The following is a 26,162-nucleotide window of genomic DNA, read 5'->3' as shown; positions in this document are numbered from 1 at the left end:
CCACCTCTATCTGAATGGGGAAGCAGGATCACGACGCCTTCACATTTCCCGCTGAACACGGGCAAATCGTTGTGATTCATGGTGTTAGGGGTTTTAATTCATCCATGACCTGCTAACCTGCGACGATGATTCGACGCACTCTGGCCTGCATGCTCACCCTCGGCCTGGTCGCCTGCGCGACCCAGCCGAAGTCCCCACCGTCTTCACCCCAGGCCAGCAGTACGCCGCGCCAGCCCGCCACCAAGGCCCATGGGCCGGCCGAGGCTGCACCCGAAGCAACTGCGGCTACCGCGCCGCCGGTGGATCTCACACCGGTGCCGTTCGAGGTCGCGCGGGCCCGCTTCATTGCCGATACCGCCAAGCGCTATGGCCTGAAGCCGGAGCAGATCAGCAGCGTGCTCGACCAGGCGCAGGTGCGCCAGCCGATCATCGCCGCGATGTCGCGCCCGGCCGAGCGGGTCAAGCCGTGGAACGAATACCGGCCGATGTTCATCAGCAAGGCACGCATTGATGGCGGTCGCGCGTTCCTGGCCGAACACCGTGCCGAACTGGATCGCGTGCAGCAGCGCACCGGCGTGCCGGCCGAAGTGATCGTGGCGATCATCGGCGTGGAAACCAGTTACGGAAAGAATGCCGGCAGCCATCGCGTGCTCGATGCGCTGTACACGCTGGCGTTCTACTACCCACGCAGCGGCGACCCGGCCAAGCTCGAACGCGAAGTGCGCCGCGAACTGTTCTTCCGCGATGAGCTGGCCAAGCTGTTCGAGCTGGGCCGCGAAGAAAAACTGGACATCACCACGCTCAAGGGCAGTTATGCCGGTGCGATGGGCATGGGCCAGTTCATGCCGTCCAGTTACCTCGATTACGCGGTGGACGGCAACGGTGATGGTCGTCGCGACCTGTTCAACAGCTACGACGACGTGTTCTCCTCCATCGCCAACTACTTCGTGAAGAAGGGGGGCTGGGTGCGTGGTGGCCAGGTTGCGGTACCGGCGACGCTGGCCCCGGGCCGCGAGGAGTTCAACCCGACCGAATGGATGCCCACCTGGTCGCTGGCCGACCTCGCACAGCGCGGCTACCAGCCGAGCACGCCGGTGCAGCCGGGCGCCACCGCCACCCCGATCACCCTGGAAGGCAGCACCGGCAAGCAGTACTGGCTGGGCTTCCAGAACTACTACGCGATCACCCGCTACAACCTCTCGAAGATGTACGCGATGGCCGTGTTCCAGCTGTCCCAGGCCATCGCCGGACAGGAGCTGCCCCCGGCATGAACATCAGATGGTTGGTCCCGAGCTTGATCGTCTTCGCGCTGGCGGCCTGCAGCAGCGCGCCGAAGAAGCCGGCCACGGCCGGCCATGGTGGCAAGTCCAGCGGCACGCTGGTGCAGGGCCGTGGTTCGCGACCGGCGCACTGCCCGGAAGGTTCGCCGTATGCAGCGGCCAAGGAAGACCTCAGCACCCGCGGCAATTACACCGCTGGTGGCCTGTACAAACCAGGCGTGCGTGACAGCACGCCCGACTACATTCCCAACGTGGCCTGCATCCCCGAGCCGGAAGTGACCGCCGAGGAACGTTCGGCCATCGGCAACAAGTCGCCGTACGTGGTGCTGGGCAAGTCGTACAAAGTGCTCGACGACACCCATGACTACGTCGAGCGCGGCACCGCGTCGTACTACGGGGCCAAGTTCCACGGCCGCCTGACCTCCAACCGCGAGGTCTACGACATGTACCAGTTCACTGCCGCGCACAAGACGCTGCCGCTGCCCAGCTTCGCCCGCGTGACCAACCTGGACAACGGCGAGTCGGTGATCGTGCGTGTCAACGATCGTGGTCCGTTCCATGACGGCCGCGTGGTCGATCTCAGCTATGCCGCCGCCGTGCGCCTGGGCATCACCCAACGCGGTACCGGCAATGTCGAGGTGCGCGCGCTGCAACCGGGCGAGAGCAACCTGATGGCGCAGAAGCCGTCGCGTCGCGAGCGTCGCGCGGCTGAAGCGGCTGCCGCCACTGCAGTGGCCAGCGCGCGCCCGATGCCGGCGCCACGTGCTTCCACCGACAGTGATATCGATCGCCTGGTCAACCGCTTGCCGACCGATGGCGCCCCGGCGCGCGGCCAGCCGGCCACCACCCGGGGCGTGGCCAGCACCGCGCCGGATGTGGCGGTCAGCAGCCTGCCGCCAAGCGCGCCGGTGGTGCGCAACTCCGCGCCGGCTCCGGCCGTTGTCGCCAGCACGGCCCCGCGCGCGGTGGCACCGGCACCGGTGCGTGCCGCCGCGGCGGCGCCGAGCCTGTCGCAGCAGATGGTCGGCGCGGTGATGGTGCAGGTCGCCAGCTTCTCCAACCGCGACAACGCCAACCGCGCGATGGGCCAGCTCAGTGCCGCCGGCATCGTCGGCGCGACCATCAGCGACATCGCCGCCGGTGGCCGCACCCTGTTCCGCCTGCGTGTTCCGGCAAGCGACCATGCCAGTGCGGCGGAACTTGTCGGTCGCATCGCCGGTCTGGGCCTGGGTTCGCCGCAGATCGTCAAGGACTGATCCGCCCGGGCCGGTGCTGCCGGCCCATGCTCCCCCGGCCTTACAATGGCCGTTACGTTCCACCCTCCATTCCCGGCCGTCCCCTGGAGCCTGCTGTCCAATGAATTTCCGTTCCGCCGCCACCGCCCTGGCCGCCACCCTGGTGGTGGGCCTGGCTTCCGCCCAGACGCCGCTGCCGACTCCGGCCACGCCGGCGCCCGCCGCCGCCGCCGCCCCGGCCACCGTCGCCACTCCGCCGGCCCCGGCGCCAAGCGTGTCCAAGGCCTGGGTGCTGATGGATTACGCCACCGGCCAGGTGCTGGCTGGTGAAAACATCCACGAGCAGCTGGCCCCGGCCAGCATCACCAAGGTGATGACGTCCTACGTGATCGCCGCCGAGGTCAAGAACGGCAAGGTCCGTGCGGATGACCAGGTGATGATGAGCGAGCGCGCCTGGCGCGAAGGTGGCGCCGGCACCGATGGCAGCTACAGCGGATTCCCGGTCAACCAGACCGCGCGCCTGGAAGACATGGAAAAGGGCATGGCGATCCAGTCCGGCAATGATGCCGCGATCGCCTTGGCCGAACATGTGGCTGGCAGCGAAGAGGCCTTTGCCTCGCTGATGAACAGCTACGCCGCCAAGATCGGCATGAAGGACTCGCACTTCGTCAACGCCCATGGCCTGACCGCGCAGGGCCACCACAGCACCGCCTACGATCTGGCGCTGCTGGGCCGCGCGATGGTCCGCGATTACCCGGAAACCTACGCGTACAACAAGATCAAGGAATTCCAGGTCGGCAACATCAAGCAGCCGAACCGCAACCTGCTGCTGTGGCGCGATGGCAGCGTGGACGGCATCAAGACCGGCCACACCTCCGAGGCGGGCTACTGCCTGATGAGCTCGGCCCAGCGTGGCGACCAGCGCCTGATCGCGGTGGTGCTGGGCGGTGCGTCGGAGAAGCAGCGTGCCGATGACAGCCTGGCCCTGCTGAACTGGGGCTTCCGCTTCTTCGAGACCCACCGCCTCTACGAGCCGGGCAAGGCCGTGGCCGAGCACAAGGTCTGGAAGGGCACCACCGACAAGGTGCAGCTGGGCGTGGCCCAGCCGATGCTGGTCAGCGTGCCGCGCGGCCGCTACAACGACCTGAAGCCGAGCATCGACGTGCCCAAGACCTTGGAAGCACCGTTCACCGCCGGCCAGCAGATCGGTACCGTGAAGGTCACCCTGGATGGCAAGGTCATCGCCGAGGCACCGCTGGTGGCCGTGGCCGCCGTCGAGCAGGCCGGCTTCTTCAAGCGCCTGTGGGACAGCTTCTGGATGTGGTGGGAATCGGAATGATCCACGCCCTGGCGTGGTGAAGGAAAAGGCCGGCGAATGCCGGCCTTTTCCGTTTCGGGATGCCGGCTCCGCATGATTCCCGCCGGATATGGGTAGTGCCGGCCGCTGGCCGGCTCCCCATGGACCCATCCGGATGTGGGTAGTGCCGGCCGCTGGCCGGCTCCTCATGGACCCATCCGGATGTGCCGGCAGCCGGCCAGCGGCCGGCACTACCCTCAGCCCCTCGCTTACAGCGAGCCATGCAATAACCGGTGTGCCGACCAACGGTCGGCACCTACCCGCTTCACCCTCAGCCCCTCGCTTACAGCGAGCGGCTGATGGTGAAGCTGCCGAACACCGGTGCTTCGCGCTGGCCGTTGAACTCGCGCGTGCTGTGGTAGCGCGCCGCGGCGAACTTCCAGCGTCCGTACATCACGGCCACGCCATAGCCGCCGTAGGCCACCACATGGCGCTTGTCCACGCTGTGACTGTTGCGGAACGTGTTGCCATCCAGCGTGATGTCGCGGATCACCCAGGCCGCGTCCGAGGTCGCGAACAGGTGCCAGGACCAGCCATTGGGACGGCCGCCGCGGGTCGGCGCAGTGTTCTCGCCGGCCGGGCGCAACGGCGTGCTGCCGAAGTCGTCCGGCAGCTTCCAGCCGAAGCGCACTTCACCGCCGAGGTTGGCCTTGGTTTCCAGGTTGCCGATCGACCCGCCGTAGTGGCTGATCGCGTCCCAACCCCAGCCGTCGGCATTGACGCTGGCATCGCCGGGCCAGCGGCGCATGCGCTCATGGGTGAGCATGAACAGCGGCTCGTTGTGCAGCTGGTTGTCCCAGCCCTTGAATTTCTCGTCGCCCAGCACTTCGTGCACGGCATTCTGCACCTGCTTGCCCTGTGCCCACGGGCCGACCACGCCCAGCGTCAGCTGGGTGGTCTGCAGGCGGTCGCCGCTGCGCGCATTGAAACCGAAGTTTGCGATCAGTACGCCGGCGTAAGGACGGTCGTCCTCGATCAGGTCCCTGCGGCTGAAATCGGTCGGGGTGAAGATGCCCTGGCCGATGCTGAAGATCATGTTCTGCTGTTCGAACCTGCCCGGATGCAGCCCTTCCAGGTACTGGTTCACCCAGCGCGCCATGCGCGGCAGGCAGGGGTCGTCGGTGTAGTCGACCAGATTGGGCGAGACCAGGGTCAACAGTGCACCGTTGGTGTAGCCCTGGTCCTGGTGGCGGCCACCAAACAGGTCGTTGTCAACGCGGAAGTTGATCTGCGGCGGGTGGTCGCGCATCGCGTCCGGGCCACATTGTTCGGCCGCCTGGGCGGCAAGGGGGAGGGCAGAGGCCAGCAGGCCGGCCAGCCCCAGGGCTGCGACACTACGCATGGATGGAATGCTCATGGGGAAGGGGACGGTTTTCAGTCGTTATATGCAACGCTACGGTACTCGCGCCCGCGCGGCGGAACGAGCACGTTCGAATCACTTGTCTGTTCCGAAAACAACATTGTCCAGCGGACACAATTTGTTACCCGCGCAAGCGCCGCGGGTCTGGTGTGAAGGTGACCACTGGCCGCCATACGATGCCTGGGCCAGCGCGTGACAGCAGATTGCAGTCAGCTGCCGTTGGGCTTTCGGCCCGCGCCTCTGGGCGGCCTGCAACGCAGCAGGCCGCCGGTGCCGTCTTTGACGTTGATGAATACTCTTGGGTTTGTTGCCCTGCGGCCCGATAATGGGTCCATGGAAATCAAGTCCGACAACCCCGACCACGGCTTCCAGTTCCCCGGCCAGTTCGAGCTCAGCGCCATGGGCCCGGCCAACCGCGGCCTGGAACATGAGCTCCCCCGCCTGCTGCTGGCTGCCGGCATCGATGTCGTCAATGAACGCATCAGCTGGAAGCATTCCTCCAACGGCAAGTACGTGTCCGTCCGCATCGTGTTCAAGGCTGAGAGCCGCGAACAGTACGACCTGGCACACCAGGCGCTGCGCGACCACCCGGAAGTGAAGTGGACGCTGTAGCCGACAGCTGCCCGGCTGAAGCCGCCCCCGAGGACCGCGCGCCGCGTCCGGCGCTGGTGCGTGACCTTGGCCGCCAGGCGTACGAGCCGGTGTGGCGCGCCATGCAGCGCTTCACCGACCAGCGCAGCGACACCGATGCCGACGAATTGTGGGTGGTCGAACACGACCCGGTGTTCACCCTGGGCCAGGCCGGCAAGGATGAGCATGTGCTGGCGCCGGGCGATATCCCGGTGCTGCATGTGGACCGTGGCGGCCAGGTGACCTATCACGGCCCCGGCCAGATCGTGGTCTACCCGCTGCTGCGCCTGCCGCGCCTGGGCATCGGTGTGCGCGATTACGTGTGCCGCATCGAGCAGGCCATCATCGATACGCTGGGCGAGTGGAACATCGGTGCCGAACGCCGGGAGGGCGCCCCGGGCGTCTATGTCGGCGGCGCCAAGATCGCTGCCCTCGGCATCCGCGTGCGTCGCGGCTGCACCTTCCACGGGCTGGCCTTCAATGTGGCCATGGACCTGGAACCCTTCCACCGCATCAATCCCTGTGGCTATCAGGGGTTGCAGGTGACCTCGGTGGTAGACTTGGGCGGTCCCTCCGGGATGGAGGCCGTCAAGCCGGTGCTGCTGGACCACCTGGCCCGCCAGTTCGGCCTGCTGCTGCAGCACACCCCCGAACTGCCCGATCTTTCTGCGGCCGCCTGACCGCCCCCGGAACTGCCATGACTGAAACCACCGCCCGTTCCATTCCCCTGCAGATCGTGCAGGGCGACTCCCCGTCCGCCGCGCCGTTGCAGGCCGGGGTCAAGCAGCTGGGCGGTGACAAGATCAACCGCTCGCCGGTGCAGTTCGCCGACGCGCCGGTGCTGCGCAAGCCGTCCTGGATCCGCGTGCGCATTCCTTCGGGCAATGCCGTGCAGAACCTGAAGGCCAAGCTGCGCGAAAACCGCCTGGTGACCGTGTGCGAGGAAGCCAGCTGCCCGAACATCCACGAGTGCTTCGGCCACGGCACCGCCACCTTCATGATCCTGGGCGAGGTCTGCACCCGCCGCTGCTCGTTCTGCGACGTGGCCCACGGCCGCCCGAAGCCGCCGGATGCCAACGAACCGGCCAGCCTCGGCCAGACCGTGGCCGACATGGGCCTGAAGTACGTGGTGGTGACCAGCGTCGACCGCGATGACCTGCGCGACGGTGGTGCCCAGCACTTCGTCGACTGCATCACCGCCATTCGCGAGAAGTCGCCGGGCACCCGCATCGAAGTGCTGACCCCGGACTTCCGTGGCAAGGGCCGCATGGAGCGCGCGCTGGAGATCCTGGCGCAGAACCCGCCGGATGTGTTCAACCACAACATCGAGACCGTGCCGGACCTGTACCGCAACGTGCGCCCGGGTGCGGACTACCAGTGGTCGCTGAACCTGCTGAAGAACTTCAAGGCGCAGCATCCGGACGTGCCGACCAAGAGCGGCATCATGCTGGGCCTGGGCGAGGACTTCGAACAGATCAAGGCCACCCTGCGCGACCTGCGCGCGCACGACGTGGACATGATCACCATCGGCCAGTACCTGCAGCCGACCGCACACCACCACCCGGTGCTGAAGTACTGGACCCCGGAAGACTACAAGGCGCTGGAAGACTACGGCTACGAGCTGGGCTTCAGCCACGTGGCCTCCGGCCCGATGGTGCGCTCGTCGTACCACGCCGACGTGCAGGCCAAGGGCGCCGGCGTCTCCTGAGGTGGGTGCGGACCTCCTCACTGGTGGGTGCGGACCGTTGGTCCGCACGCTTCCGCCGGGCATGGCCCGGCGCTACCGGTAGCTGCTGACCTCTTCCCGGGTGGGTGCGGACCGTTGGTCCGCACGCCTTCGCCTGCATTCACAATTTGCTACACCGGCCCGGCTAGGCTGGTTTTCCACCGAGCGCGGCCGGGTGACAAACCCGGCAACTTTCGGCACTGTCGTGGTGTCTTAACACCCCGCAGTCTTCCCCTTGGCAAGGCGCCTTCGAGCACGTCAATGAAATTCAAAGCCCCCGCATTCCTGATGGCCCTGGCGCTGGTCGCGCCACTGGCGTTGGCGGCCAAGGCCGACTCGCCCGCATTGCCCGCGGCGGCCACCGCCGACCAGGTGACCACCTCCAAGCTGGTGTACGGCCTGCTGTCCGACAGCCGCTACGCCTATCGCCCGCGCGCGCTGGACGAGGCCACCTCCAAGGACGTGTTCAAGCGCTATCTGGAAACGCTTGACGGCGGCAAGCAGTACTTCACCCAGGCCGACGTGGCGCGCTTCGCACCGTTCGAGGCCAACATCGCCTCGGCCATCCGGGGCGGCGAGCTGGAGCCGCCGTTCCAGGTGTTCGCCGTCTACAAGCAGCGCGTCGGCGAGCGCGTGGCGTACGCGCGCAAGCTGCTCAAGCAGGAGCCGGACTTCACCACCGACGAGCGCTTCGAGTACGACCGCAAGAAGGTGCCGTGGGCGGCCAGCAGTGCCGAGCTCGATGAGCTGTGGCGCAAGTCGGTGAAGAACGATTGGCTGCGCCTGAAGCTGGCCGGCAAGAAGCCGGATGACATCCGCAAGACGCTGGACAAGCGCTACGCGACGCTGGAGAAGTCGGTCAATGAACTGAAGGGCGAAGACGTCTTCCAGTTCTTCATGAATTCGTACACCAGTGCCGTTGACCCGCACACGGATTACTTCACCCCGCGCACCGCCGAGAACTTCAACCAGGCGATGTCGCTGTCGCTGGAAGGCATCGGTGCGCAGCTGCAGCGCCAGGACGATGTGGTGGTCATCCGCGAGATCATTGCCGGTGGCCCGGCCGCGGTGGATGGCACGCTGAAGCCGGGTGACCGCATCGTCGGCGTTGGCCAGGGCAAGTCCGGCCTGGTCGAGGACGTGATCGGCTGGCGCATCGACGATGTCGTGGCCAAGATCCGCGGCGCCAAGGACACCCAGGTCAAGCTGGAATTCATCCCGGCTGCCGAAGGCGCCGATGGCAAGCACCACACCCTGGTGCTGACCCGCCAGAAGGTGCGCCTGGCCGAACAGGCTGCCAAGGGCGAGACCATGACCATCCCGGCTGCCAACGGCGAGCCGGCACGCAGGATCGGTGTGATCAAGCTGCCGACCTTCTACCAGGACTTCGAAGGCCGTCGCCGCAATGCCGCCGACTACGCCTCGGCCACCCGCGACGTGGCCAAGCTGCTGGCCGGCTTCAAGAACGACAAGCTGGACGGCGTGGTGCTGGACCTGCGCAACAACGGCGGTGGTTCGCTGGATGAAGCGATCGAACTGACCGGCCTGTTCATCGAACAGGGGCCGGTGGTGCAGGTGCGCGAATCCGGTGGCCGCGTCACCGTCAACAGCGACCGCAACCAGGGCGTGGCGTGGGATGGCCCGCTGGCGGTGCTGATCAACCGTGGTTCGGCCTCGGCCTCGGAGATCTTCGCTGGCGCCATCCAAGACTACGGTCGCGGCCTGGTGATCGGTGAAACCAGCTTCGGCAAGGGCACCGTACAGAACATCGTCGACCTTGACCGCTGGCCGAGCGGCGAGACCCAGCGCTTCGGCCAGGTCAAGCTGACCATTGCCCAGTTCTTCCGCATCAGCGGCAGCAGCACCCAGCACAAGGGCGTGGTGCCGGACCTGGCGTTCCCGGCCAGCGTCGATGCCACCGAATTCGGCGAGAGCACCTACGACAACGCACTGCCGTGGACCCGCATCGCCGCCGTGCCGCACACCCAGTACGGCAACTTCGCGCCGTTGCTGCCGAAGCTGGAAACCCGTCACGACGCGCGCATCGCCACCGACAAGGAGTTCCAGTGGTGGAACGAGGACGTGCAGCAGTTCCGCACCGAAGCGGCGAAGAAGTACATCTCGCTCAACGAGGCGACCCGTCGCGCTGAGCGCGAGCGCCAGGATACCCAGCGCAAGGAGCGCCAGGTGCAGCGCAAGGAGCTGGGCCTGGCCCTGGACCCGCTGGCCGATGACAGCAGCGATGACGGCCTGACCGGCAACGAGCGCGACATCGTCAAGGATGCTGCGCGCGAGAAGGCTGCCGAAAAGCGCCCGGACCCGCTGCTGCGCGAGTCAGCCTCGATCCTGGCCGACGCGGTGAACCTGCTGGCCAACGACCGCCCGCTGTCGGCGCAGGTGCTGCCGCAGTCCACCGGCGCCGGCCGCTGGGCGGACTGAGCCGGCGACGGCATGTGATACCCGAGGGGCCGGCATTGCCGGCCCTTTTTTCGTTTGGGGGACCTCGTTCACGGTAGCGCCGTGCCATGCGTGGCGGGGCGAAGTGCCACAAACGACTTAATCCCCTCCGTCCCCTTTTCCGTGCATGAACCGGCAGCAACGGCGGGGGCTGGCGGGCATACTTTCGACCTGTCGCACACGGCCGCAGGACTACCCTTGGCGGCACCGTCCTCGCAGGAGTACCCATGCGGGCCTCCCGTCTTTCCAGTGTTGCCGTGGCGCTCGCCAGCGCCCTGATCCTGTCGGCCTGTGGTGGCCGCGCTGCTGACAGCACGTTGCTTCGCGAATCCTTTGATTCCGGCGACACCTTCTCGCGCACCGTCGATGGCCGTCCCGGTGACGCCTGCGAGGCCGCACGGCGCACCCTGCTCAGCCAGGGCTATGCCATCGCCCGTTCCGACGCGGCGCAGGTGGAAGGCAACAAGAACTTCCAGCCGCGCGAGGACGATCACGAGCAGCTGGTGCTGCGTATTTCCTGCGCACCGCGCGGGAGCCAGACACTGGTATTCGTCAGTGCCGTGCAGGATCGCTATGCGTTGAAGAAGAGTCCGACCTCGGCCAGTGTTGGCGTCGGTGCGCTCGGATCTGTATCGCTGCCGTTCGGCAGCAATGACGACTCGCTGGTGAAAGTGGCCAGCAGCACGGTTACCGATGCTGAGTTCTATCGTCGCTTCTTCCAGCGCCTGCAACAGTACCTTCCGGCGGAGGCAGGCAAGCCCGTTCCGCCCGTGGTCACAACCCCGGAGCCCGCACCGGCGAGCACGGACCAGGATTGAACGTGCGCGGCAGATGGATGGGCGTGGCCCTGCTGCTGCCCGCGCTGGGCGCGGCAGCCACGCCGCTGGACTGTACACAAGGCCTGCTGCAGCGCCTGGGGTGGCACTTCGAAACACGCGCGATCGGTGCACCGCAGGTGCATGGTGGCCCTGTGTGCACGCGCGCGTCGCTGCCGGAGGCTCAGGCGGCAGGCGATCTGCGCGTGCAATGGCCGGCGGACATGCCCGCTGCAGCGCGCAAGGCGTTGCTGCAGCAGGTGCTGGACGATCCGGCTACGGTTTGCGCCTACGCCTTCCAGCTGGGTGCAGCCACGCAACGTGCCGCTGCTGCACTGCAGGGCAATGCAGGATTCCGCTTCTCTGGCCTGCAGCTCGGTTGGATCGGCTTCGGCCTGCACGGCGCACGCGCGCAAGGCTGGCAGCGCAAGCGAAGCTTCGGCCGTGGTTTCGTGCCCATCAAGGGCAACAGCCAGGCGCTGCAGGCGTTCTACAGCGGCAATGTACGCGCCGAATGTGGAGTCGGTCGCCAGGTCGCACAACTGGCCACACAGCGCGAGCTGTATGGCGATGCGGCCTTCGACGCTGGATTCTCCGCAGAAGAACTGTCGATCGGTACGTTCCTCGCGCTGCACGATACCGACAGCATCCTGCTTGGCGCACACGCCGGTGACTACTTCGCCGATGGCAAGGCGGTGCGCACCTCGGCGATGGGCCGCCAGGCCTTCGTCGGTGTGCCTGGTTTCATCGAACATGTGTACGACAAGGGCATGCTGGACGACCTGAGCAACCAGGCCGAAAACTTCGTGGTGGTGTCGGTGGGCGAGGAGGCCGCGCAGGCGTTGGCCGCGCACGGCGGCCTTGCCTGGTACGACCAGCGCAATGCCGAGCTGTGGGCGCTGGCGCAGGACATCCCGCGTATCGGCCGGCGCTACTTCGAACGCCTGTTGTTCGAGCGCGACCCGGACCTTCGTGCACGGCTGGAACCGCGCTACCACGCCACGCTGGCACGCATGGACCGCCTGCTGGACGATCCGTTCTACCAGCAGTTCGTGATCTATGTGCATCCGCGCGGTATACGTCCCATCGGCTACCACATCGCCCGCCTGCTTGACCGCAACCCGCGAACCCCCTTTTCGATCGACCTGGCGGTGCACAATCTGCATACCACGCTCTACCGGCGTTGGCGCGAGGCGCAGCTGCGCCACTGCGCGGCTACCGGCAGGCCAGGCAGCCTGACCCTAGACCCCAACTGAAGGTGAAACAATGGATATTGCAATGATCGGCCTCGGCCGCATGGGCGCCAACATGGCCCAGCGCCTGCATCGCGGCGGCCACCGCGTCGTCGGCTACGACCCGGGCGAAGGTGCCCGCCAGCGCGCCGCCGAGGCCGGCCTGGAGGTGGTCGATTCGCTGGCCGCCGCGGTGGCCGCGCTGCCGGTGCCGCGCGTGGTGTGGCTGATGGTGCCGGCCGGCGAAACCGTCGACCAGACCCTGGGTCAGCTGACTCCGCACCTGGCCGAGGGTGACATCGTCATCGACGGCGGCAACTCCAACTACCAGGACTCGATCCGTCGCGCCAAGGCGCTGGCCGAAGACGACCTGGGCTACGTCGACTGCGGCACCAGCGGTGGCGTGTGGGGCCTGCAGGAAGGCTACAGCCTGATGGTCGGTGGTGAAGCGGCGGTGGTGGAGCAGATCGCACCGCTGCTGCGCACGCTGGCACCGGCCGAAGACCGTGGCTGGGGTCGTGTCGGCCCGTCCGGCGCTGGCCACTTCACCAAGATGGTCCACAACGGCATCGAGTACGGAATGATGCAGGCCTACGCGGAGGGCTTCGCGCTGATGGAGCGCAAGCAGGAAATGGAACTGGACCTGGCCCAGGTGGCCGAAGTCTGGCGCCACGGCAGCGTGGTGCGTTCGTGGCTGCTGGACCTGAGCACCGAAGCCCTCAAGCGCAATCCTTCGCTGGATGGCATTGCCCCGTACGTGGAGGATTCCGGTGAAGGCCGCTGGACCGTGGCCGAAGCGATCGCGCTCGATGTGCCGGCACCGGTGATCACCCTGTCGCTGCTGGAACGCCTGCGCTCGCGCGAATCCAATTCGTTCACCGACCGCCTGCTGTCGGCGATGCGCAACGAATTCGGCGGCCACGCGATCAAGAAATCGTAAGCACGAAGCCGGGGTCGGATCCCTTTCCGCAGGAAAGGGCTCTGACCCCATGCAGGCAGTCGAGCATGGCTCGACTCTGCAAAAGCCGTCTCCGATGGCTTCCACGTCGATGTGTCGACCAAGGTCGACACCTACCGTCGGGCGCGGGACTCTGTCGAAGGCGGGGTGGGTCCGGCTCCCGCAACCGGACCCATCCTGCCATCTCACGGATTGCCGGTTTTTGCCGTTGCTGTTGAGGTTGCCGGCCAGCGGCCGGCACTACCACGGGTGCAGGGCGCAGCCCTGCCGATCACCCCAACGCGATCCGCCGCCCTTCGCGCGCACTGTCCATGCCTGCCTGCAGCAGCCGCATCAGCTGCAGCGCCTGCACCGGATCGACCGTGGCTTCGCCGTCGCCATGCATGGCCGCGGCGAACTGCGCATACAACCGACGGTAGTCACCGGGCAGATTGTCGACGGTGCCGCGCTGCACGTTGTCCTCGGCATCACAGCGCACCAACTCGCCATGCCGCGGGTCGATGCCCCAGCCGGGCGCACCGGGCGCCACACCGCGGCGCAGCTGCGCTTCCTGTACATCCAGGCCGTGCTTGATCCAACTGGCCTTGCTGCCATGCACGCTGAAATGCGGCGTGGGAGCTGCCACCAGGGAACCGGAATGCACGATCGCGCGATGCCGCGGGTAGTGCAGCACGGCGTGGAAGTAATCGATGGCGCTGCCGCCATCGCGCTGCACGGCCAGATCAGCATCGATCGCTTCGGGCCAGCCGAACAGCACCAGCATCTGGTCCAGCAGGTGCGGGCCCAGGTCGTACCACAGGCCACTGCCGGGACCGTCCTGCTCGCGCCAGCGGTCACGCACCTGCGGGCGATAGCGATCGAAATGCACATGGCACTCGGCGATGTCGCCCAGTGTCCCGTCCGCAAGCAGCGCCTGCAGCGTGAGGAAGTCGGCATCGAAGCGCCGGTTCTGGAAGACGGTGGCGATGCGTCCGGCATCGCGCGCCGCAGCCAGAACGGCTTCGGCTTCAGCGACATCCAGCGCGAACGGCTTGTCGACCAGCACGTGCTTGCCGGCGGCCAGCGCTGCGATCGCCAGCGGCGCGTGCTGTTCATTGGGCGTGGCGATCACTACGGCATCCACCGCCGGGTCGTCGAACACCTCCTGCGGCGTGGCACGCACGTGCACGTCACTGAACGCGCGCAGCAACGTGTCTCGCTGCGAACTGACGATGCTGTGCAGCACCAGGCCGGGTGTGTGCTGGATCAGCGGTGCGTGGAAGACACGGCCGGCGAGGCCGTAGCCGATCAGGGCCAGTTGCAGGTCGGGGCGCATGACAGAGCTCCGGCAGTGGGGAAGGGCAGGGTAAACGACGCGGGCTCACGGGCCAAAGCTGAACGGTTGTCGTTGCAGATAGCCCGATTCACAGCGGCATGACCGCAACCCCACGCCTGCTCTACGCCGGGTTGTCCAGACTGGCAGCACATTCCGAAGGAGTACGACACGATGAGCAATACGACCCGCACGCTGATTGCCTCCGCCCTGACGCTGGGCCTGGCGCTGTCCTCCTCGGCCGCATTCGCCAAGGATCCGGCCGCGAAGAGCCCGCCGACCAGCGCGCACCCGGCGACCCATGCTGATCGCCACGATTCCAACGAGCCGGTGACCGATACTTGGATCACCACCAAGGTGAAGGCCGACCTGCTCGCCAGCAGCAACGTTCCGGGTACCGAAATCAAGGTGGAAACCGTGAACGGCGTGGTCAGCCTGAGTGGTGCCGTAGCGAGCCAGGCCGAAAAGGACAAGGCCGTCACCACCGCCAAGGGCATCAAGGGCGTGACCCGCGTTGATGCAGCCGCATTGAAGGTCAGCGCTGCCGCCAAGCGCTGAACCTGATGGGCGCCCCCTCGCGGGGCGCCCGTTGAGCTGTAGGGCCGCGGCCATGTTCGGCTGGACCTCCAAGGCAGCCGAGCATGGCCCGGCTCTACAGGTCTGATGACTGCGAACCTGTTCAGCCAACCAGGGGGAAACCCCTGCGTTGTGACCGCCTGCGCTATATTGCCGGTTCCGCCGCAGCCGGACAGGGTCCGGCCGACGCCCTGCGGCCGTGCTGAAGAGGAACTATGGCGCTGGTTTTCAGTGACGACATCTGGGACCGCTGGCGGTTGCCGGCCTTGGCGCTGGCGGCCGCAGCGATCATCGTGGTGCCGTGGTTGACCCTGCGCAAACTGCAGCAGGACAACGAGCAGGCAATGGCCTGGGTCAACCATACCCAGGCGGTAGGCGTGGCCCTGCAGCAGCTGCAGGCTGATGTGCGCGACGTCGAATCGGCCGCATTGACGCTGTCCAAGGGCGTGGACGCACCTGGGTTGCGCGAGCGCATGGCCGCAGCCAACGACATCCCCGGGCGCTTGGCCGAACTGGGGCGGATGACCCGCGACAACCCTGACCAGCTGATCCGCATCGGCCGTATCGAATCGATGCTGGAAGGGCGGATGGCGCTTGCCCGTGAACTGGCCAGATCTGAACCCAACAGCGATCAGCGCGAGCTGGTGAAGGACCTGAGCACGCGCTATCCGATCCGTGGCCTGGTGGAAGAACTCCAGGCCAGCGAACAGCGACTGTTGACACTGCGGGCCGAGCAGGCGGCGCGCCAGCGCAAGCAGACCGAGCTGGTGTCTTGGAGTTCGCTGGTGATCCAGCTGGGACTGCTCGGCCTGGTGCTTTGGCTCCTGCAGCGGCAGATCGGGCGGCGCCTGCACGCCGAACGCCAATCGCTGCGCTCGGCGGCACGCGCGGCATCGGTGTTGCAGACCGTGCGCGAACCCATCGTGCTGCTCGACCGCGACCTGCGCGTGCAGTTGCATAACCCCGCCTTCGCCGAGTTGTACGGGCTGCAGGACGAACGCGCCGATGGCCTGCTGCTGGAAAGCGTCGGCGACGGCGCCTGGAAGGACGCCGTCGTGCGCCAACGCCTGTCCGACGTGCTGCTGCGCGGCCGCGAGCTGTGGGATTTCGAGCACGAACAGCGCACCGCCGACGGCATGGCGCGCTACATGCTGCTGAACGCACGGCGCATGCCGCTGCCCGATACCGATGATGAAGTGGTGCTGCTGACAGTCAGCGATGTCACCATGCAACGCGCAGTCCAGCTGCGCGTTGAAGAGCTCAACCGCCAGCTGGAAGGCAAGGTCGCGCAGGTGTCCGAGGTCAACCGCGAGCTGGAGGCCTTCAGCTACTCGGTCTCGCATGACCTGCGTGCACCGCTGCGCCACGTCGCCGGATTCTCCGACAAGCTGTCGCGCCACCTCGGCGACGCCGCCGATGACAAGAGCCGTCATTACCTGGACGTGATCTCCAGTTCGGCCCGGCGCATGGCGGCGCTGATCGATGACCTGCTGGTCTACTCGCGCCTGGGCCGCGCGGCGATGCGCCAGCAGGCGGTGGACATGCAGTCGCTGGTGGCCGATACCCGCGCCATGCTCGATTCCAACCTGCAGGCCGAGGCGGAGAACAGTGGCCATGTGCACCAGGTGGAGTGGAGCATCGCGCCGCTGCCGATCGTGGTCGGCGATGAGAACATGATCCGCCAGGTCTGGCTGAACCTGCTCGGCAACGCGGTGAAGTACTCGGGCAACCGCGAACCGGCGAAGATTCGCGTGGACTACCAGCCGCAGCCTGACGGCGGTCATCAGTTCACGGTCAGCGACAATGGTGCAGGCTTTGACATGGCCTACGCCGGCAAGCTGTTTGGTGTCTTCCAGCGCCTGCACAAGGCCAGCGACTACCCGGGTACCGGCATCGGCCTGGCCAGCGTGCGCCGCGTGCTCACCCGTCATGGTGGCCGTATCTGGGCCGAGGCTGAACCGGACGTCGGCGCCACCTTCCACTTCTACCTGCCTCCCGCGATCGATGCGGACAAACAAGGGCCTTCTGCATGACCACTTTGCGCACCATTCTTCTCGCCGAAGACAGCCCGGCCGACGCCGAAATGGCGATCGACGCCCTGGAAGAGGCGCGTCTGGCCAACCCCATCGTGCACGTCGAGGATGGCGTGGAAGTGATGGACTACCTGTTGCGCCGTGGTGCCTTCGCCAACCGCGAGGAAGGCCTGCCGGCGGTGCTGCTGCTGGACATCAAGATGCCGCGCATGGATGGCCTGGAAGTGCTGCGGCAGATCCGTGAACACGAAGAACTCAAGCGCCTGCCGGTGGTGATCCTGTCGTCCTCGCGCGAGGAAAGCGATCTGGCCCGGAGCTGGGACATGGGCGTGAATGCTTATGTGGTCAAGCCAGTGGACGTGGACCAGTTCTTCGGCGCCGTACAGACGCTGGGCAAGTTCTGGGCGTTGATCAACCAGGCACCGGAACTCGAGTGAGCCCATGCCCTTGACCGGTCCCGCCCTGGGGGCGCTGCGCATCCTGCTGGTGGAGGACTCACCGGAAGATGCCGAGCTGATGTCCGAACAGATGCTCGATGCGGGCCTGGAGGCCCGCTTCGAGCGTGTCGAGAGCGAGGCCGAACTGCGCCAGGCACTGGCCGCGTTCCAGCCGGACATCGTGCTGTCCGACCTGAGCATGCCGGGGTTTTCCGGTGATGATGCGCTGCGCATCGTGCGCGAGACCTCGCCGGAAATACCCTTCATCTTCGTCTCCGGCACCATGGGTGAGGAGAATGCGGTGGCGGCGCTGCAGAAGGGCGCCAATGACTACATCATCAAGCACCAGCCGGCGCGGCTGCCGTCGGCGGTGGCACGTGCGATCCGCGATGCACGCAACGCGATCGAGCGCGCACGGGTGGAAACCGAGCTGATGCGCGCACAGCGCCTGGAAAGCCTGTCGCTGCTCGCAGCCGGGCTCAGCCACGACCTGCGCAACATCCTGCAGCCGTTGCTGATCATGCCGGACCTGCTGAAGGCGCGTACCGACGATCCGCAGCTGCACCACCTGGCCGATGTCATCGCCGAGTGCGGCCGCCGTGGCCATGAGATGGCCGAATCGATGCTGTCGTTCGTGCGCGGTTCGCGCAAGCCGAGCGAGCGCATCGAGATCGATGGCCTGTTCGATGCGGTGGCACTGCTGTTGCGCAGCAACGTGCCTGATGCGGTGCGCCTGGAGTTGCAGGTGCAGGACGAAGGCCTGGTGGTCGACGCCAACTACACCGAACTGCAGCAGGTGATGCTGAACCTGGCACTCAACGCGATACAGGCGATGCCCAACGGTGGTCGCCTGAGCCTGACTGCCAGCCATGCCGGCCATCGCGATGGCGTGGACTGGATGCACATACGGGTCGCCGACGAAGGCATCGGCATGGATGCGGACACGCTGTCGCACCTGTTCAATCCGTTCTTCACCACCAAGGCCGACGGCACTGGCTTGGGGCTGATTTCCTGCAAGCGCATCGTCGAAGGTGCCGGCGGCAGCATTCACGTCAGCAGCCAGCCGGGGCAGGGCACCTGCTTCGAACTGCGCCTGCCGATGCACGACGCCATCGATGGCAGCGAGCCGATCGAACAGCTGGTGGCCTTGGGCAGCGGCCAATCGATCCTGGTGGTCGATGGCGAAGCCACGCGCCTATCGCTGCTGGGCAATGCGCTGTCCAGCCAGGGCTACCAGCTGCAGTTGGCTTCCGATGGCCCGGCAGCGCTGCGCTGGATGCAGCAGGAGGCGATGCCCGCGCTGGTGATTGCCGATGCCGGCTCCAAGCTGCTGCCGGCCAGCCAGCTGCTGGGCGAGATGGCGACGTTGGGCTATCGCGGCCCGGCACTGGTACTGGAAGACCCGGCAGTGCCGGTCGCGGCCGATGCCTTCCCGGACGGCGTGGAGGTGCATGTGCTGCACAAGCCGCTGCAGATGCAGCAGGTCTTCCGCGCCGTGGCCGAAGCGCTGGGCTGATGCCCCGGTAGTGCCGGCCTCTGGCCGGCATCCCTGTGTGGCGGGATCAACGCGGTTGCCGGCCAGCGGCCGGCACTACCGCTCGGCAGTTTCCCAGGAGAAGCGTGGCAGGGCGTCCACCGCCTGTTCCAGCCGCTGCAGATGCAGCTGGTCTTCCGCGCAGCGGCCGAAGCGCAGGCTGATGCCAGGTAGTGCCGGCCGTTGGCCGGCATCCCAGTGTGGTGGAATCAATGCGGTTGCCGGCCAGCGGCCGGCACTACCGTTCGGCAGTTTCCCAGGGGAAGCGTGGCAGGGCGTCCGCCGCCTGTTCCAGCCGCTGCAGATGCAGCAGGTCTTCCGCGCCGTGGCCGAAGCGCTGGGCTGATGCCCCGGTAGTGCCGGCCGCTGGCCGGCATCCCTGTGTGGCGGGATCAATGCGGTTGCCGGCCAGCGGCCGGCACTACCGTTCGGCAGTTTCCCAGGGGAAGCGTGGCAGGGCGTCCACCGCCTGTTCCAGCCGCTGCAGATGCAGCAGGTCTTCCGCGCGGTGGCCGAAGCGCTGGGCTGATGCCCCGGTAGTGCCGGCCGCTGGCCGGCATCCCTGTGTGGTGGGATCAACGCGGTTGCCGGCCAGCGGCCGACACTACCGTTCGGCAGTTTCCCAGGGGAAGCGTGGCAGGGCGTCCACCGCCTGCTCCAGCCGCTGCAGATGCAGCAGGTCTTCCGCGCCGTGGCCGAAGCGCTGGGCTGATGCCCCGGTAGTGCCGGCCGCTGGCCGGCATCCCTGTGGGGCGGGATCAACGCGGTTGCCGGCCAGCGGCCGGCACTACCGTTCGGCAGTTTCCCAGGGGAAGCGTGGCAGCGCCTGCTCCAGCCGCTGCAGATGCAGCTGGTCTTCCGCGCCGTGGCCGAGGCGCTGGGCTGATGCCCCGGTAGTGCCGGCCGCTGGCCGGCATCCCTGTGTGGCGGGATCAATGCAGTTGCCGGCCAGCGGCCGGCACTACCGTTCGGAAGTTTCCCAGGGGAAGCGTGGCAGGGCGTCCACCGCCTGTTCCAGGCGCCGTGACCAGTTCTGGTGGATGTCCGCATACAACGTTGAATCCGCGCCGAGCCGCAGCTGCTGCCCGATGCGCAGGTCACCATCACGCAGCAGCGCCAGGTCGATCGGCAGGCCTACCGACAGATTGGAGCGAATGGTCGAATCCAGCGACACGATTGCCGTGCGCGCCGCGTCCTCCAGGCGTGTGGCCGGGCTGAGGATGCGGTCCAGGATGGGCTTGCCGTACTTGGACTCACCGATCTGAAGATAGGGCGTCTCCGGCGAAGCGGCGATGGCGTTGCCGAGCGGATAGATCATGTACAGCCCGGGCCGCTCGCCAGCGATCTGGCCACCGAAAATCAGCGTCGCCTGGGTGTTGACCCCGTCATGGCCGTGCTCGCTCTGGCTGCTGTGCACCTGGCTGTCCACCAGCAGCTGGCCGACGTACTCGGCAGCTTCGAACAGATGGGTCATGTCGCGCAGGTTGGGCGTGCGCCGTTCACTGGCGTCGCGCCCCAGGCGCGACACCAGCAGCTGGGTGGTGGCCAGGTTGCCAGCCGCCATCAGCACGTAGGCTGCCTGGCCGGGGAACTCGAACACGTGCAGCTTGCGGTGCACGCGCACATCGTCCAGCGAGGCATTGGTCCGGGTGTCGGCAGCGAAGACCAGGCCTTCGTCCACCTCGATTCCAACGCAATAGGTCATGTCGGTGCCCTATCATGTGCGTCCCGGATTGTAGGCAGGCCGCCGTGACGACGGCATGTCCACGCCCCCCAAGTGCCGTCACCTGAACCGCATGACCACCGTGCTCCTGAGCCTGGGCAGCAACGTCCAGCCCCGCCGCTACCTCCACGCCGCGGTGACGGCCCTGCGCGAGCGCTTTGGCGCACTGCAGGTGTCACCCGCCTACCGTACTGCCGCGGTCGGCTTCGATGGCCCGGCCTTCCTCAACAATGCGGTGGCGATCGAGACCGATCTGCCACTGCAGGAACTGGACGACTGGCTGCATGCGCTGGAAGACGCGCACGGCCGCGATCGCAGCGGGCCGCGCTTCTCCGACCGGACCCTGGACATCGACGTGGTGTTCTACGGCGACCTGGTGGTGGAAGGCCCCGGCCACCTGCGCATTCCGCGCCCGGAACTGAAGCATGCCTTCGTGCTGAAGCCGCTGGCGGACATCGCGCCGGGCTTCATCGACCCGGTCAGCGGGCAGGACCTGGCCACGCTGTGGCGGGCGCACGCGCAGTTTGGCGACGCGTTCGAGGTGGTGGACCTGGAATGACGGCGGTTGCCGGCCAGCGGCCGGCACTACCTCAACTGACCGTGCGCCCACCATCCACGCGCAGGGTGTGGCCGGTGACGAAGCTGGCTTCGGCCACCAGCCAGTAGACCGCTTCGGCGATCTCCTCGACCGTGCCGATCCGTGCCAGCGGCGTGCGCGCCAGCAGTGCCTCGCGGGCGAAATCGTCCTTGCCCTGCTCCGGCCACAGGATCGCACCCGGCGCCACCGCATTGACCCGCACCTTCGGCGCCAGCTCCAGTGCCAGCGAGCGGGTGGCCATCTCCAGCGCGGCCTTGGCCATGGTGTAGGCGATGTGGTCGCGCATCGGGTCGGTGCCGTGCAGGTCGGTCAGGTTGACGATGCAGCCCTGCTGGCGGCGCAGGTAGGGCGCCGCGGCCTGTGACAGCAGCAGTGGCGCGCGCGCGTTGACCGCGTACAGCTCGTCCATTGCCTCGGCAGTGACCTGGCCGAGCGGGGTGGGGAAGAAGTTGGAGGCGTTGTTGACCAGCGCGTCCAGTCGGCCGAAGTGGGTGACCGCCTGTTCCACCAGGTCGGCCAGGGCGTCGGCGTCACGCAGGTCGGCCTGCAGGGCCAGCACGCTGCCCGGGCGCACGTTGTCGAAATCGAACGCGGCCTGCTGCAGCTCGGCGCTGGAGGTATTGGCGTGCAGCACCACCGACCAGCCACAGGCGTGGAACTGGCGGGCGATGGCCGCACCGATCCGGCGCGCGCTGCCGGTGATCAGGACCACGGGGTGGGTATCGCTCATCGAGGGTCCTCCAAGGCTCGGCTATCCTGTGCACCATTGTCACCGCATTCGAAGACGCCATGCAGCCCACCTTCCCCCTGCCCGAAGCCGATGCCCTGGCCCATAGCGACCAGCTGGCGGCCGCCCTGCGCGCCGAGATCCTTGCCCAGGGCGGGGCGATACCGTTCTCGCGCTTCATGGAGCTCTGCCTGTATACCCCCGGCTGGGGCTATTACAGCGCCGGCGCCAGCAAGTTCGGTGGCAGTGGCGACTTCACCACCGCGCCCGAGCTCGGCAGCCTGTTCGCCGGCAGCGTGGCCAATGCGCTGGCGCCGGTGTTTGCCCAGCTGGGTGCGCAGGCGCGGATGCTGGAACTGGGCGGCGGCACCGGCGCCTTCGCCGAGGCGGTGCTGCTGCGCCTGGCCAAGCTGGACGCGCTGCCGTCGCGCTACGCCATCCTGGAACCCAGCGCCGACCTGCGCGAGCGCCAGCAGCAGCGCCTGCAGCAGAACCTGCCGGCCGAGCTGGCCGCGCGCGTGGACTGGGTCGACCGCCCGTTCGAGGAGGACTGGGAAGGCGTGGTGTTCGCCAACGAGGTGATCGACGCGCTGCCGACCCCGCGCTTCCTGATCCGGGACGGCGAGGTCTACGAGGAAACCGTCGAGCTGGACGCCGAGGGCAACTTCATCCGTGGCGCGCAGCCGGCCGACATCCTGCTCAACGGTGCGGTGCGCCATATCGAGCGCTACCTGGAAAAGCCTTTCGCCGAAGGCTACCGTTCTGAAGTGCTGCCGCAGCTGCCGTACTGGCTGCAGGCGGTGGCCGGTGGCATGCAGCGTGGTGCGATGCTGTTCGTCGACTACGGCTACAGCCGCAGCGAGTTCTACCAGCACGACCGCGACGATGGCACCGTGCGTGCGTTCTACCGCCACCACGTGCACAACGACGTGCACCGCTGGCCAGGGTTGCAGGACATCACCGCGTCGGTGGATTTCACCGCGATGGCCGAGGCCGGCATGCACGGCGGATTCGAGCTGGCCGGCTACTGCAGCCAGGCCAGCTTCCTGCTCGGCAACGGCCTGGACCAGGTGCTGCTGCTGGCCGAGGAACGCACCGATGAGGTCGGCCGCATCCAGCTGCGCGACCAGGTGAAGAAGCTGACCCTGCCGACCGAGATGGGCGAGCGCTTCCAGGCCATCGGCCTGCAGCGTGGCGTCGACTTCGAACCGGCCTTCGAGCTGGGTGACCTGAGCTGGCGCCTGTGAGCGAGGTGTTGTCGGCGATCAAGCCACTGCGGCGGCCGCGCTTGTGGGCCGCGCTATGGGCGACGGCAGTACTGCTGGTGATCGTGGTCTGCCTGATTCCACCGCCGCCGATTCCGTTGCCGGAAAACAGCGACAAGGGCGAGCACTTCCTCGCCTACTTCATCCTGGCCGGCAGCGCGGTGCAGCTGTTCCGTCGGGGCCGCCCGCTGCTGTGGGTGGGCGTGGGCCTGGTGTTGATGGGCATCGGCATCGAATTTGCCCAGGGTGCGCTGACCAGCAACCGCATGGCCGACCCGATGGATGCCATCGCCAATACGGTCGGTGTGCTCGCCGGCATGGCCACCGCACTGACCCCGCTGCGCGACCTGCTGCTGCGCTGGCGCGGGTAAAGGCGTGCCAACCCAGGTTGGCACCTACCCGTAGATCCACGCCATGCGTGGATGCTCTGCCCGAGGTGCCGACCAAGGCCGGCACCCACCTGGACAGGCCTGCCGTCATTTCCCCAGGGTCACCTCATCCAGCACCCACATCGCCGGGCGCGTGTCGCCAGTGAAGTTGATGCACAGGTCACCGCTGCCCTGCGTCCCCTTCGGCAGCGCCGCGCGCAGGGTCACGAAGCCATCGGCATCCGGCGTGGCCGGCAGCGGTACTTCCGCCAGCACCTTGCCGCTGCAGTCGCCACGGCGTACCTGCATCTCACCGTGTGGCCGCTTGGCCTTCTCGAAGCGACGCTTGGGTTCATCGTGGGCAAGCTGGAAGTAGTACGGAATACGCCCCGCGCGGACCTCCAGGCTGCCGATGCCGTCCAGCTGTGCCTGCGGCCAGCGCCAGCACGGCTGGAAGATGTCCACGTTGAACACCGCACGGTTGCCTTCGCGTGGGCCATCGTCTTCCAGGCGCAGCACCAGGCCCTTCTTGCCCACGCAGCTGAGCAGCTCATCGCTGCGGCGGCTGAGCAGCGACTGTGCGGTGAAGGTGGCAATGGTCGGTTTCGCCGCCAGCATCTGGCCCTGGTAGAACGCGGCAGCCTGCACGGTGGTTGGCAGTTTTCCGGTCAGCGGCTGCTGGTACAGCGGTGACTGCGCGCTCAGCGGTTGCCCATCGGTGCTGTAGCGCACTTCATAGCCCAGCGGATTGGCCAGCGACACCGTCACCGTGTTGTCCGCGCGATTGTCGGTGTAGTCCACGCCCACTTCGAACGGGGTCTGCGCATAGGCCAGACCCCAGGCACGGTAGCGCTGCAGCTGGGACGGCAGGCGCGCGAGGAAATCGCGGAAATCGCGATGTTCCGGCGTGCTCCAGCCGGTCTCGGCCACGGCGGCCAGGCGTGGGAACAGGTTGTGCTGCAGGCGTGCGTAGCTGCGCGTGTGCTCGGTGAACATGTTGGCCTGCAGGCCGAGGATGTGCCCGCGCTTGTCAGCGGCCAGCTCGGCCGGCACCGGCTCGAAGTTGTACAGCTTGCCGAGGTTGACCTGGGTCGGGCGGCCGGGCGGTTCGTTCGGCGAGGCCGTCTGCAGGTAATCCAGATAGAGGTAGCCGACCGGCGACATGATCACGTCATGGCCGGCGCTGGCCGCAGCCAGGCCGCCTTCGGTGCCCTGCCAGGACATCACCGTGGCCTGCGGCGGCAGCCCGCCTTCGAGGATCTCATCCCAGCCGATCAGGCGCCGGTCGTGCTCCTCCAGGAAGGTCTCCAGGCGCTTGATGATGTGGCTCTGCATGGCCATTTCATCCTTGATGCCCAGCGCACGCATGCGCTGCTGCACCTGCTTCGACGCTTCCCACTGGTCCTTCACCGCCTCGTCGCCACCGACGTGCACGTACTTGGCCGGGAACAGGTCGATCACTTCTTCCAGCACGTTCTCGAGGAAGGTGACGGTGCTGTCTTCAGTGTTGAACAGGTTGGGGAACACGCCCCATTCGCTGATCGGCTTCAACGGCGTATCGATGGTGCCCAGCTCCGGATACGCAGCAATCGCGGCAGTCGCGTGGCCCGGCACATCGATTTCCGGAATCACCTGGATATGCAGCTTCGCGGCATAGGCAATCACTTCGCGGATCTGGTCCTGCGTGTAGAAGCCGCAATACGGATGCTCCTTGCCAGTGACCGGATCGATGCCACCGTCGCCGGCCGGCAGGCGGCAGCTGCCCACGTCGGTCAGCTTCGGGTAGCGCTTGATCTCCATGCGCCAGCCCTGGTCGTCGGTGAGGTGCCAGTGGAAGGTGTTGAGCTTGTGCGCGGCCATCGCGTCGAGTACGCGCTTGATCTCGTCCAGGCTCTGGAAGTGACGTGCGGAATCGAGCATGAAACCGCGCCAGCTGAAGCGCGGCGCGTCCTGGATCTGCACCGCCGGCAGCACGCCGTTGCTGCCGCCGGTAGCGAGCTGGGCGAGGGTGGTCGCGCCGTAGAACAGGCCGGTTTCGTTGCCGGCCTGGATCAGCACGCCCTGCGCGGTGCTCTCCAGCGTGTAGCTTTCGCCGCTGTCGCGGAAGGTGGGCACGATCTGGAAGCGGATGCTGCCCGACGTGCCTGCCGCCTTGCCGCTGGCTGGTGCAAGGCGCGGACCACCGCTGCGGGCCAGCAGATCGGCGAACTGGCTGGCGACGCGCTGCGCGGCTTCGCCTTCGGCCTGCAGCACGGTGTCGGCGCGGACGGTGATGCCGCTGCCCTGGCCGCGCTGCACGCTGGCCGGGGCAGGAATCAGCATCAGGCTGCCGGCGCGCAGCAGGGGGCCGGGTGCTTCAGTGGCGGGTGTGGGGTCGGCGGCAAGTGCCGGCAGTGCCGGCAACAGGGCGAGCAGGCTGCCCAGCAGCACTGCGCTGCGCATCCGGGCGCGGGAAGGCTTGACCATCGGTACGACTCCTTGGAACGGTGCGATGAACGCTATACATGAAAAACGCCGGGCCCGGAATGACCCAGGCCCG

Annotated in this window: 23 protein-coding genes; 17 read left to right on the top strand and 6 right to left on the bottom strand. The window is 67.1% G+C overall.

Annotation, left to right across the window (positions count from 1 at the left end; translation table 11 throughout):
- The first annotated feature begins 125 nt into the window (after nt 1-125).
- The 3 genes from mltB (at nt 126) to CKW06_RS20065 (ending at nt 3,854) form a co-directional block, all read left to right on the top strand.
- Entirely contained in the window at nt 126-1,271 is a 1,146-nt protein-coding gene (gene mltB / locus CKW06_RS20075; protein WP_012481291.1) for a lytic murein transglycosylase B, read from the top strand.
- Complete coding sequence (locus tag CKW06_RS20070) at nt 1,268-2,536, top strand: septal ring lytic transglycosylase RlpA family protein (protein WP_024957046.1); 1,269 nt, start codon at nt 1,268-1,270, stop codon at nt 2,534-2,536. The genes mltB and CKW06_RS20070 overlap by 4 nt, the downstream gene beginning before the upstream one ends.
- Before the next feature lie 100 nt (nt 2,537-2,636).
- On the top strand, nt 2,637-3,854 hold the full coding sequence (locus CKW06_RS20065) for a D-alanyl-D-alanine carboxypeptidase family protein (protein WP_005411069.1): 1,218 nt from the start codon (nt 2,637-2,639) through the stop codon (nt 3,852-3,854).
- Between the two features lie 301 nt (nt 3,855-4,155).
- Here CKW06_RS20065 and CKW06_RS20060 read toward each other — a convergent pair whose 3' ends face one another.
- Nucleotides 4,156-5,214, bottom strand: coding sequence for a lipid A deacylase LpxR family protein (locus CKW06_RS20060; RefSeq protein WP_005411068.1), 1,059 nt, complete (start codon nt 5,212-5,214; stop codon nt 4,156-4,158).
- Nucleotides 5,215-5,565: 351 nt separating this feature from the next.
- Between CKW06_RS20060 and CKW06_RS20055 the strand changes: the two genes are divergently transcribed.
- The 7 genes from CKW06_RS20055 (at nt 5,566) to gnd (ending at nt 13,032) form a co-directional block, all read left to right on the top strand.
- Complete coding sequence (locus CKW06_RS20055) at nt 5,566-5,844, top strand: YbeD family protein (protein WP_005411067.1); 279 nt, start codon at nt 5,566-5,568, stop codon at nt 5,842-5,844.
- Nucleotides 5,832-6,542, top strand: coding sequence for a lipoyl(octanoyl) transferase LipB (lipB, locus tag CKW06_RS20050; RefSeq protein WP_005411066.1), 711 nt, complete (start codon nt 5,832-5,834; stop codon nt 6,540-6,542). Before CKW06_RS20055 ends, lipB begins: the two co-directional genes overlap by 13 nt.
- A gap of 17 nt (nt 6,543-6,559) precedes the next feature.
- Nucleotides 6,560-7,570: a lipoyl synthase gene (lipA, locus tag CKW06_RS20045; RefSeq protein WP_005411065.1), complete on the top strand. Its 1,011-nt coding sequence runs from the start codon at nt 6,560-6,562 to the stop codon at nt 7,568-7,570.
- Between the two features lie 279 nt (nt 7,571-7,849).
- The gene (locus CKW06_RS20040) at nt 7,850-10,027 is read left to right on the top strand and encodes a carboxy terminal-processing peptidase (protein ID WP_024957045.1); all 2,178 of its coding nucleotides are present in this window, start codon (nt 7,850-7,852) and stop codon (nt 10,025-10,027) included.
- Between the two features lie 245 nt (nt 10,028-10,272).
- Nucleotides 10,273-10,863, top strand: coding sequence for a DUF2242 domain-containing protein (locus CKW06_RS20035; RefSeq protein ID WP_024957044.1), 591 nt, complete (start codon nt 10,273-10,275; stop codon nt 10,861-10,863).
- A 17-nt stretch (nt 10,864-10,880) separates the two neighbouring features.
- Nucleotides 10,881-12,116, top strand: coding sequence for a hypothetical protein (locus tag CKW06_RS20030; RefSeq protein WP_024957043.1), 1,236 nt, complete (start codon nt 10,881-10,883; stop codon nt 12,114-12,116).
- 10 nt (nt 12,117-12,126) lie between these two features.
- Nucleotides 12,127-13,032, top strand: a complete 906-nt coding sequence (gene gnd / locus CKW06_RS20025) for a phosphogluconate dehydrogenase (NAD(+)-dependent, decarboxylating) (RefSeq protein WP_005411061.1) — start codon at nt 12,127-12,129, stop codon at nt 13,030-13,032.
- A gap of 289 nt (nt 13,033-13,321) precedes the next feature.
- On the opposite strand, the gene CKW06_RS20020 is transcribed toward gnd, so the two are convergent.
- Complete coding sequence (locus tag CKW06_RS20020) at nt 13,322-14,365, bottom strand: oxidoreductase (protein WP_024957042.1); 1,044 nt, start codon at nt 14,363-14,365, stop codon at nt 13,322-13,324.
- A 171-nt stretch (nt 14,366-14,536) separates the two neighbouring features.
- Here CKW06_RS20020 and CKW06_RS20015 point away from each other — a divergent pair, with 171 nt between their 5' ends.
- The 4 genes from CKW06_RS20015 to CKW06_RS20000 all read left to right on the top strand — a co-directional run bounded on the left by CKW06_RS20015 (nt 14,537) and on the right by CKW06_RS20000 (nt 18,924).
- Nucleotides 14,537-14,920, top strand: a complete 384-nt coding sequence (locus CKW06_RS20015) for a BON domain-containing protein (protein WP_005411059.1) — start codon at nt 14,537-14,539, stop codon at nt 14,918-14,920.
- A gap of 233 nt (nt 14,921-15,153) precedes the next feature.
- Entirely contained in the window at nt 15,154-16,971 is a 1,818-nt protein-coding gene (locus CKW06_RS20010) for a sensor histidine kinase (protein ID WP_024957041.1), read from the top strand.
- Nucleotides 16,968-17,408, top strand: a complete 441-nt coding sequence (locus tag CKW06_RS20005) for a response regulator (protein WP_005411057.1) — start codon at nt 16,968-16,970, stop codon at nt 17,406-17,408. Before CKW06_RS20010 ends, CKW06_RS20005 begins: the two co-directional genes overlap by 4 nt.
- Nucleotides 17,409-17,412: 4 nt before the next feature.
- Nucleotides 17,413-18,924, top strand: a complete 1,512-nt coding sequence (locus tag CKW06_RS20000; RefSeq protein ID WP_024957040.1) for an ATP-binding protein — start codon at nt 17,413-17,415, stop codon at nt 18,922-18,924.
- A gap of 75 nt (nt 18,925-18,999) precedes the next feature.
- Here CKW06_RS20000 and CKW06_RS23650 read toward each other — a convergent pair whose 3' ends face one another.
- Both CKW06_RS23650 and CKW06_RS19990 read right to left on the bottom strand, forming a co-directional pair.
- Nucleotides 19,000-19,155: a hypothetical protein gene (locus tag CKW06_RS23650; RefSeq protein WP_154699834.1), complete on the bottom strand. Its 156-nt coding sequence runs from the start codon at nt 19,153-19,155 to the stop codon at nt 19,000-19,002.
- 748 nt (nt 19,156-19,903) lie between these two features.
- On the bottom strand, nt 19,904-20,647 hold the full coding sequence (locus CKW06_RS19990; RefSeq protein ID WP_024957038.1) for a proteasome-type protease: 744 nt from the start codon (nt 20,645-20,647) through the stop codon (nt 19,904-19,906).
- Nucleotides 20,648-20,738: 91 nt separating this feature from the next.
- Between CKW06_RS19990 and folK the strand changes: the two genes are divergently transcribed.
- Complete coding sequence (gene folK / locus CKW06_RS19985; RefSeq protein ID WP_005414495.1) at nt 20,739-21,224, top strand: 2-amino-4-hydroxy-6-hydroxymethyldihydropteridine diphosphokinase; 486 nt, start codon at nt 20,739-20,741, stop codon at nt 21,222-21,224.
- Between the two features lie 31 nt (nt 21,225-21,255).
- On the opposite strand, the gene CKW06_RS19980 is transcribed toward folK, so the two are convergent.
- Complete coding sequence (locus CKW06_RS19980) at nt 21,256-21,993, bottom strand: pteridine reductase (protein WP_024957037.1); 738 nt, start codon at nt 21,991-21,993, stop codon at nt 21,256-21,258.
- Nucleotides 21,994-22,052: 59 nt separating this feature from the next.
- Between CKW06_RS19980 and CKW06_RS19975 the strand changes: the two genes are divergently transcribed.
- Entirely contained in the window at nt 22,053-23,237 is a 1,185-nt protein-coding gene (locus CKW06_RS19975; protein ID WP_024957036.1) for a class I SAM-dependent methyltransferase, read from the top strand.
- Entirely contained in the window at nt 23,234-23,626 is a 393-nt protein-coding gene (locus tag CKW06_RS19970) for a VanZ family protein (RefSeq protein ID WP_024957035.1), read from the top strand. The genes CKW06_RS19975 and CKW06_RS19970 overlap by 4 nt, the downstream gene beginning before the upstream one ends.
- A gap of 105 nt (nt 23,627-23,731) precedes the next feature.
- On the opposite strand, the gene CKW06_RS19965 is transcribed toward CKW06_RS19970, so the two are convergent.
- Complete coding sequence (locus CKW06_RS19965) at nt 23,732-26,089, bottom strand: family 20 glycosylhydrolase (RefSeq protein ID WP_024957034.1); 2,358 nt, start codon at nt 26,087-26,089, stop codon at nt 23,732-23,734.
- Nucleotides 26,090-26,162: the final 73 nt, after the last annotated feature.

Origin of the sequence: Stenotrophomonas maltophilia (assembly GCF_900186865.1) — a bacterium.
In the GTDB taxonomy this organism is placed as follows: Bacteria; Pseudomonadota; Gammaproteobacteria; order Xanthomonadales; family Xanthomonadaceae; genus Stenotrophomonas; species Stenotrophomonas maltophilia.
Note: the sequence above shows the minus strand (reverse complement) of the source record. Positions and strands in the feature narration are given on the sequence as shown.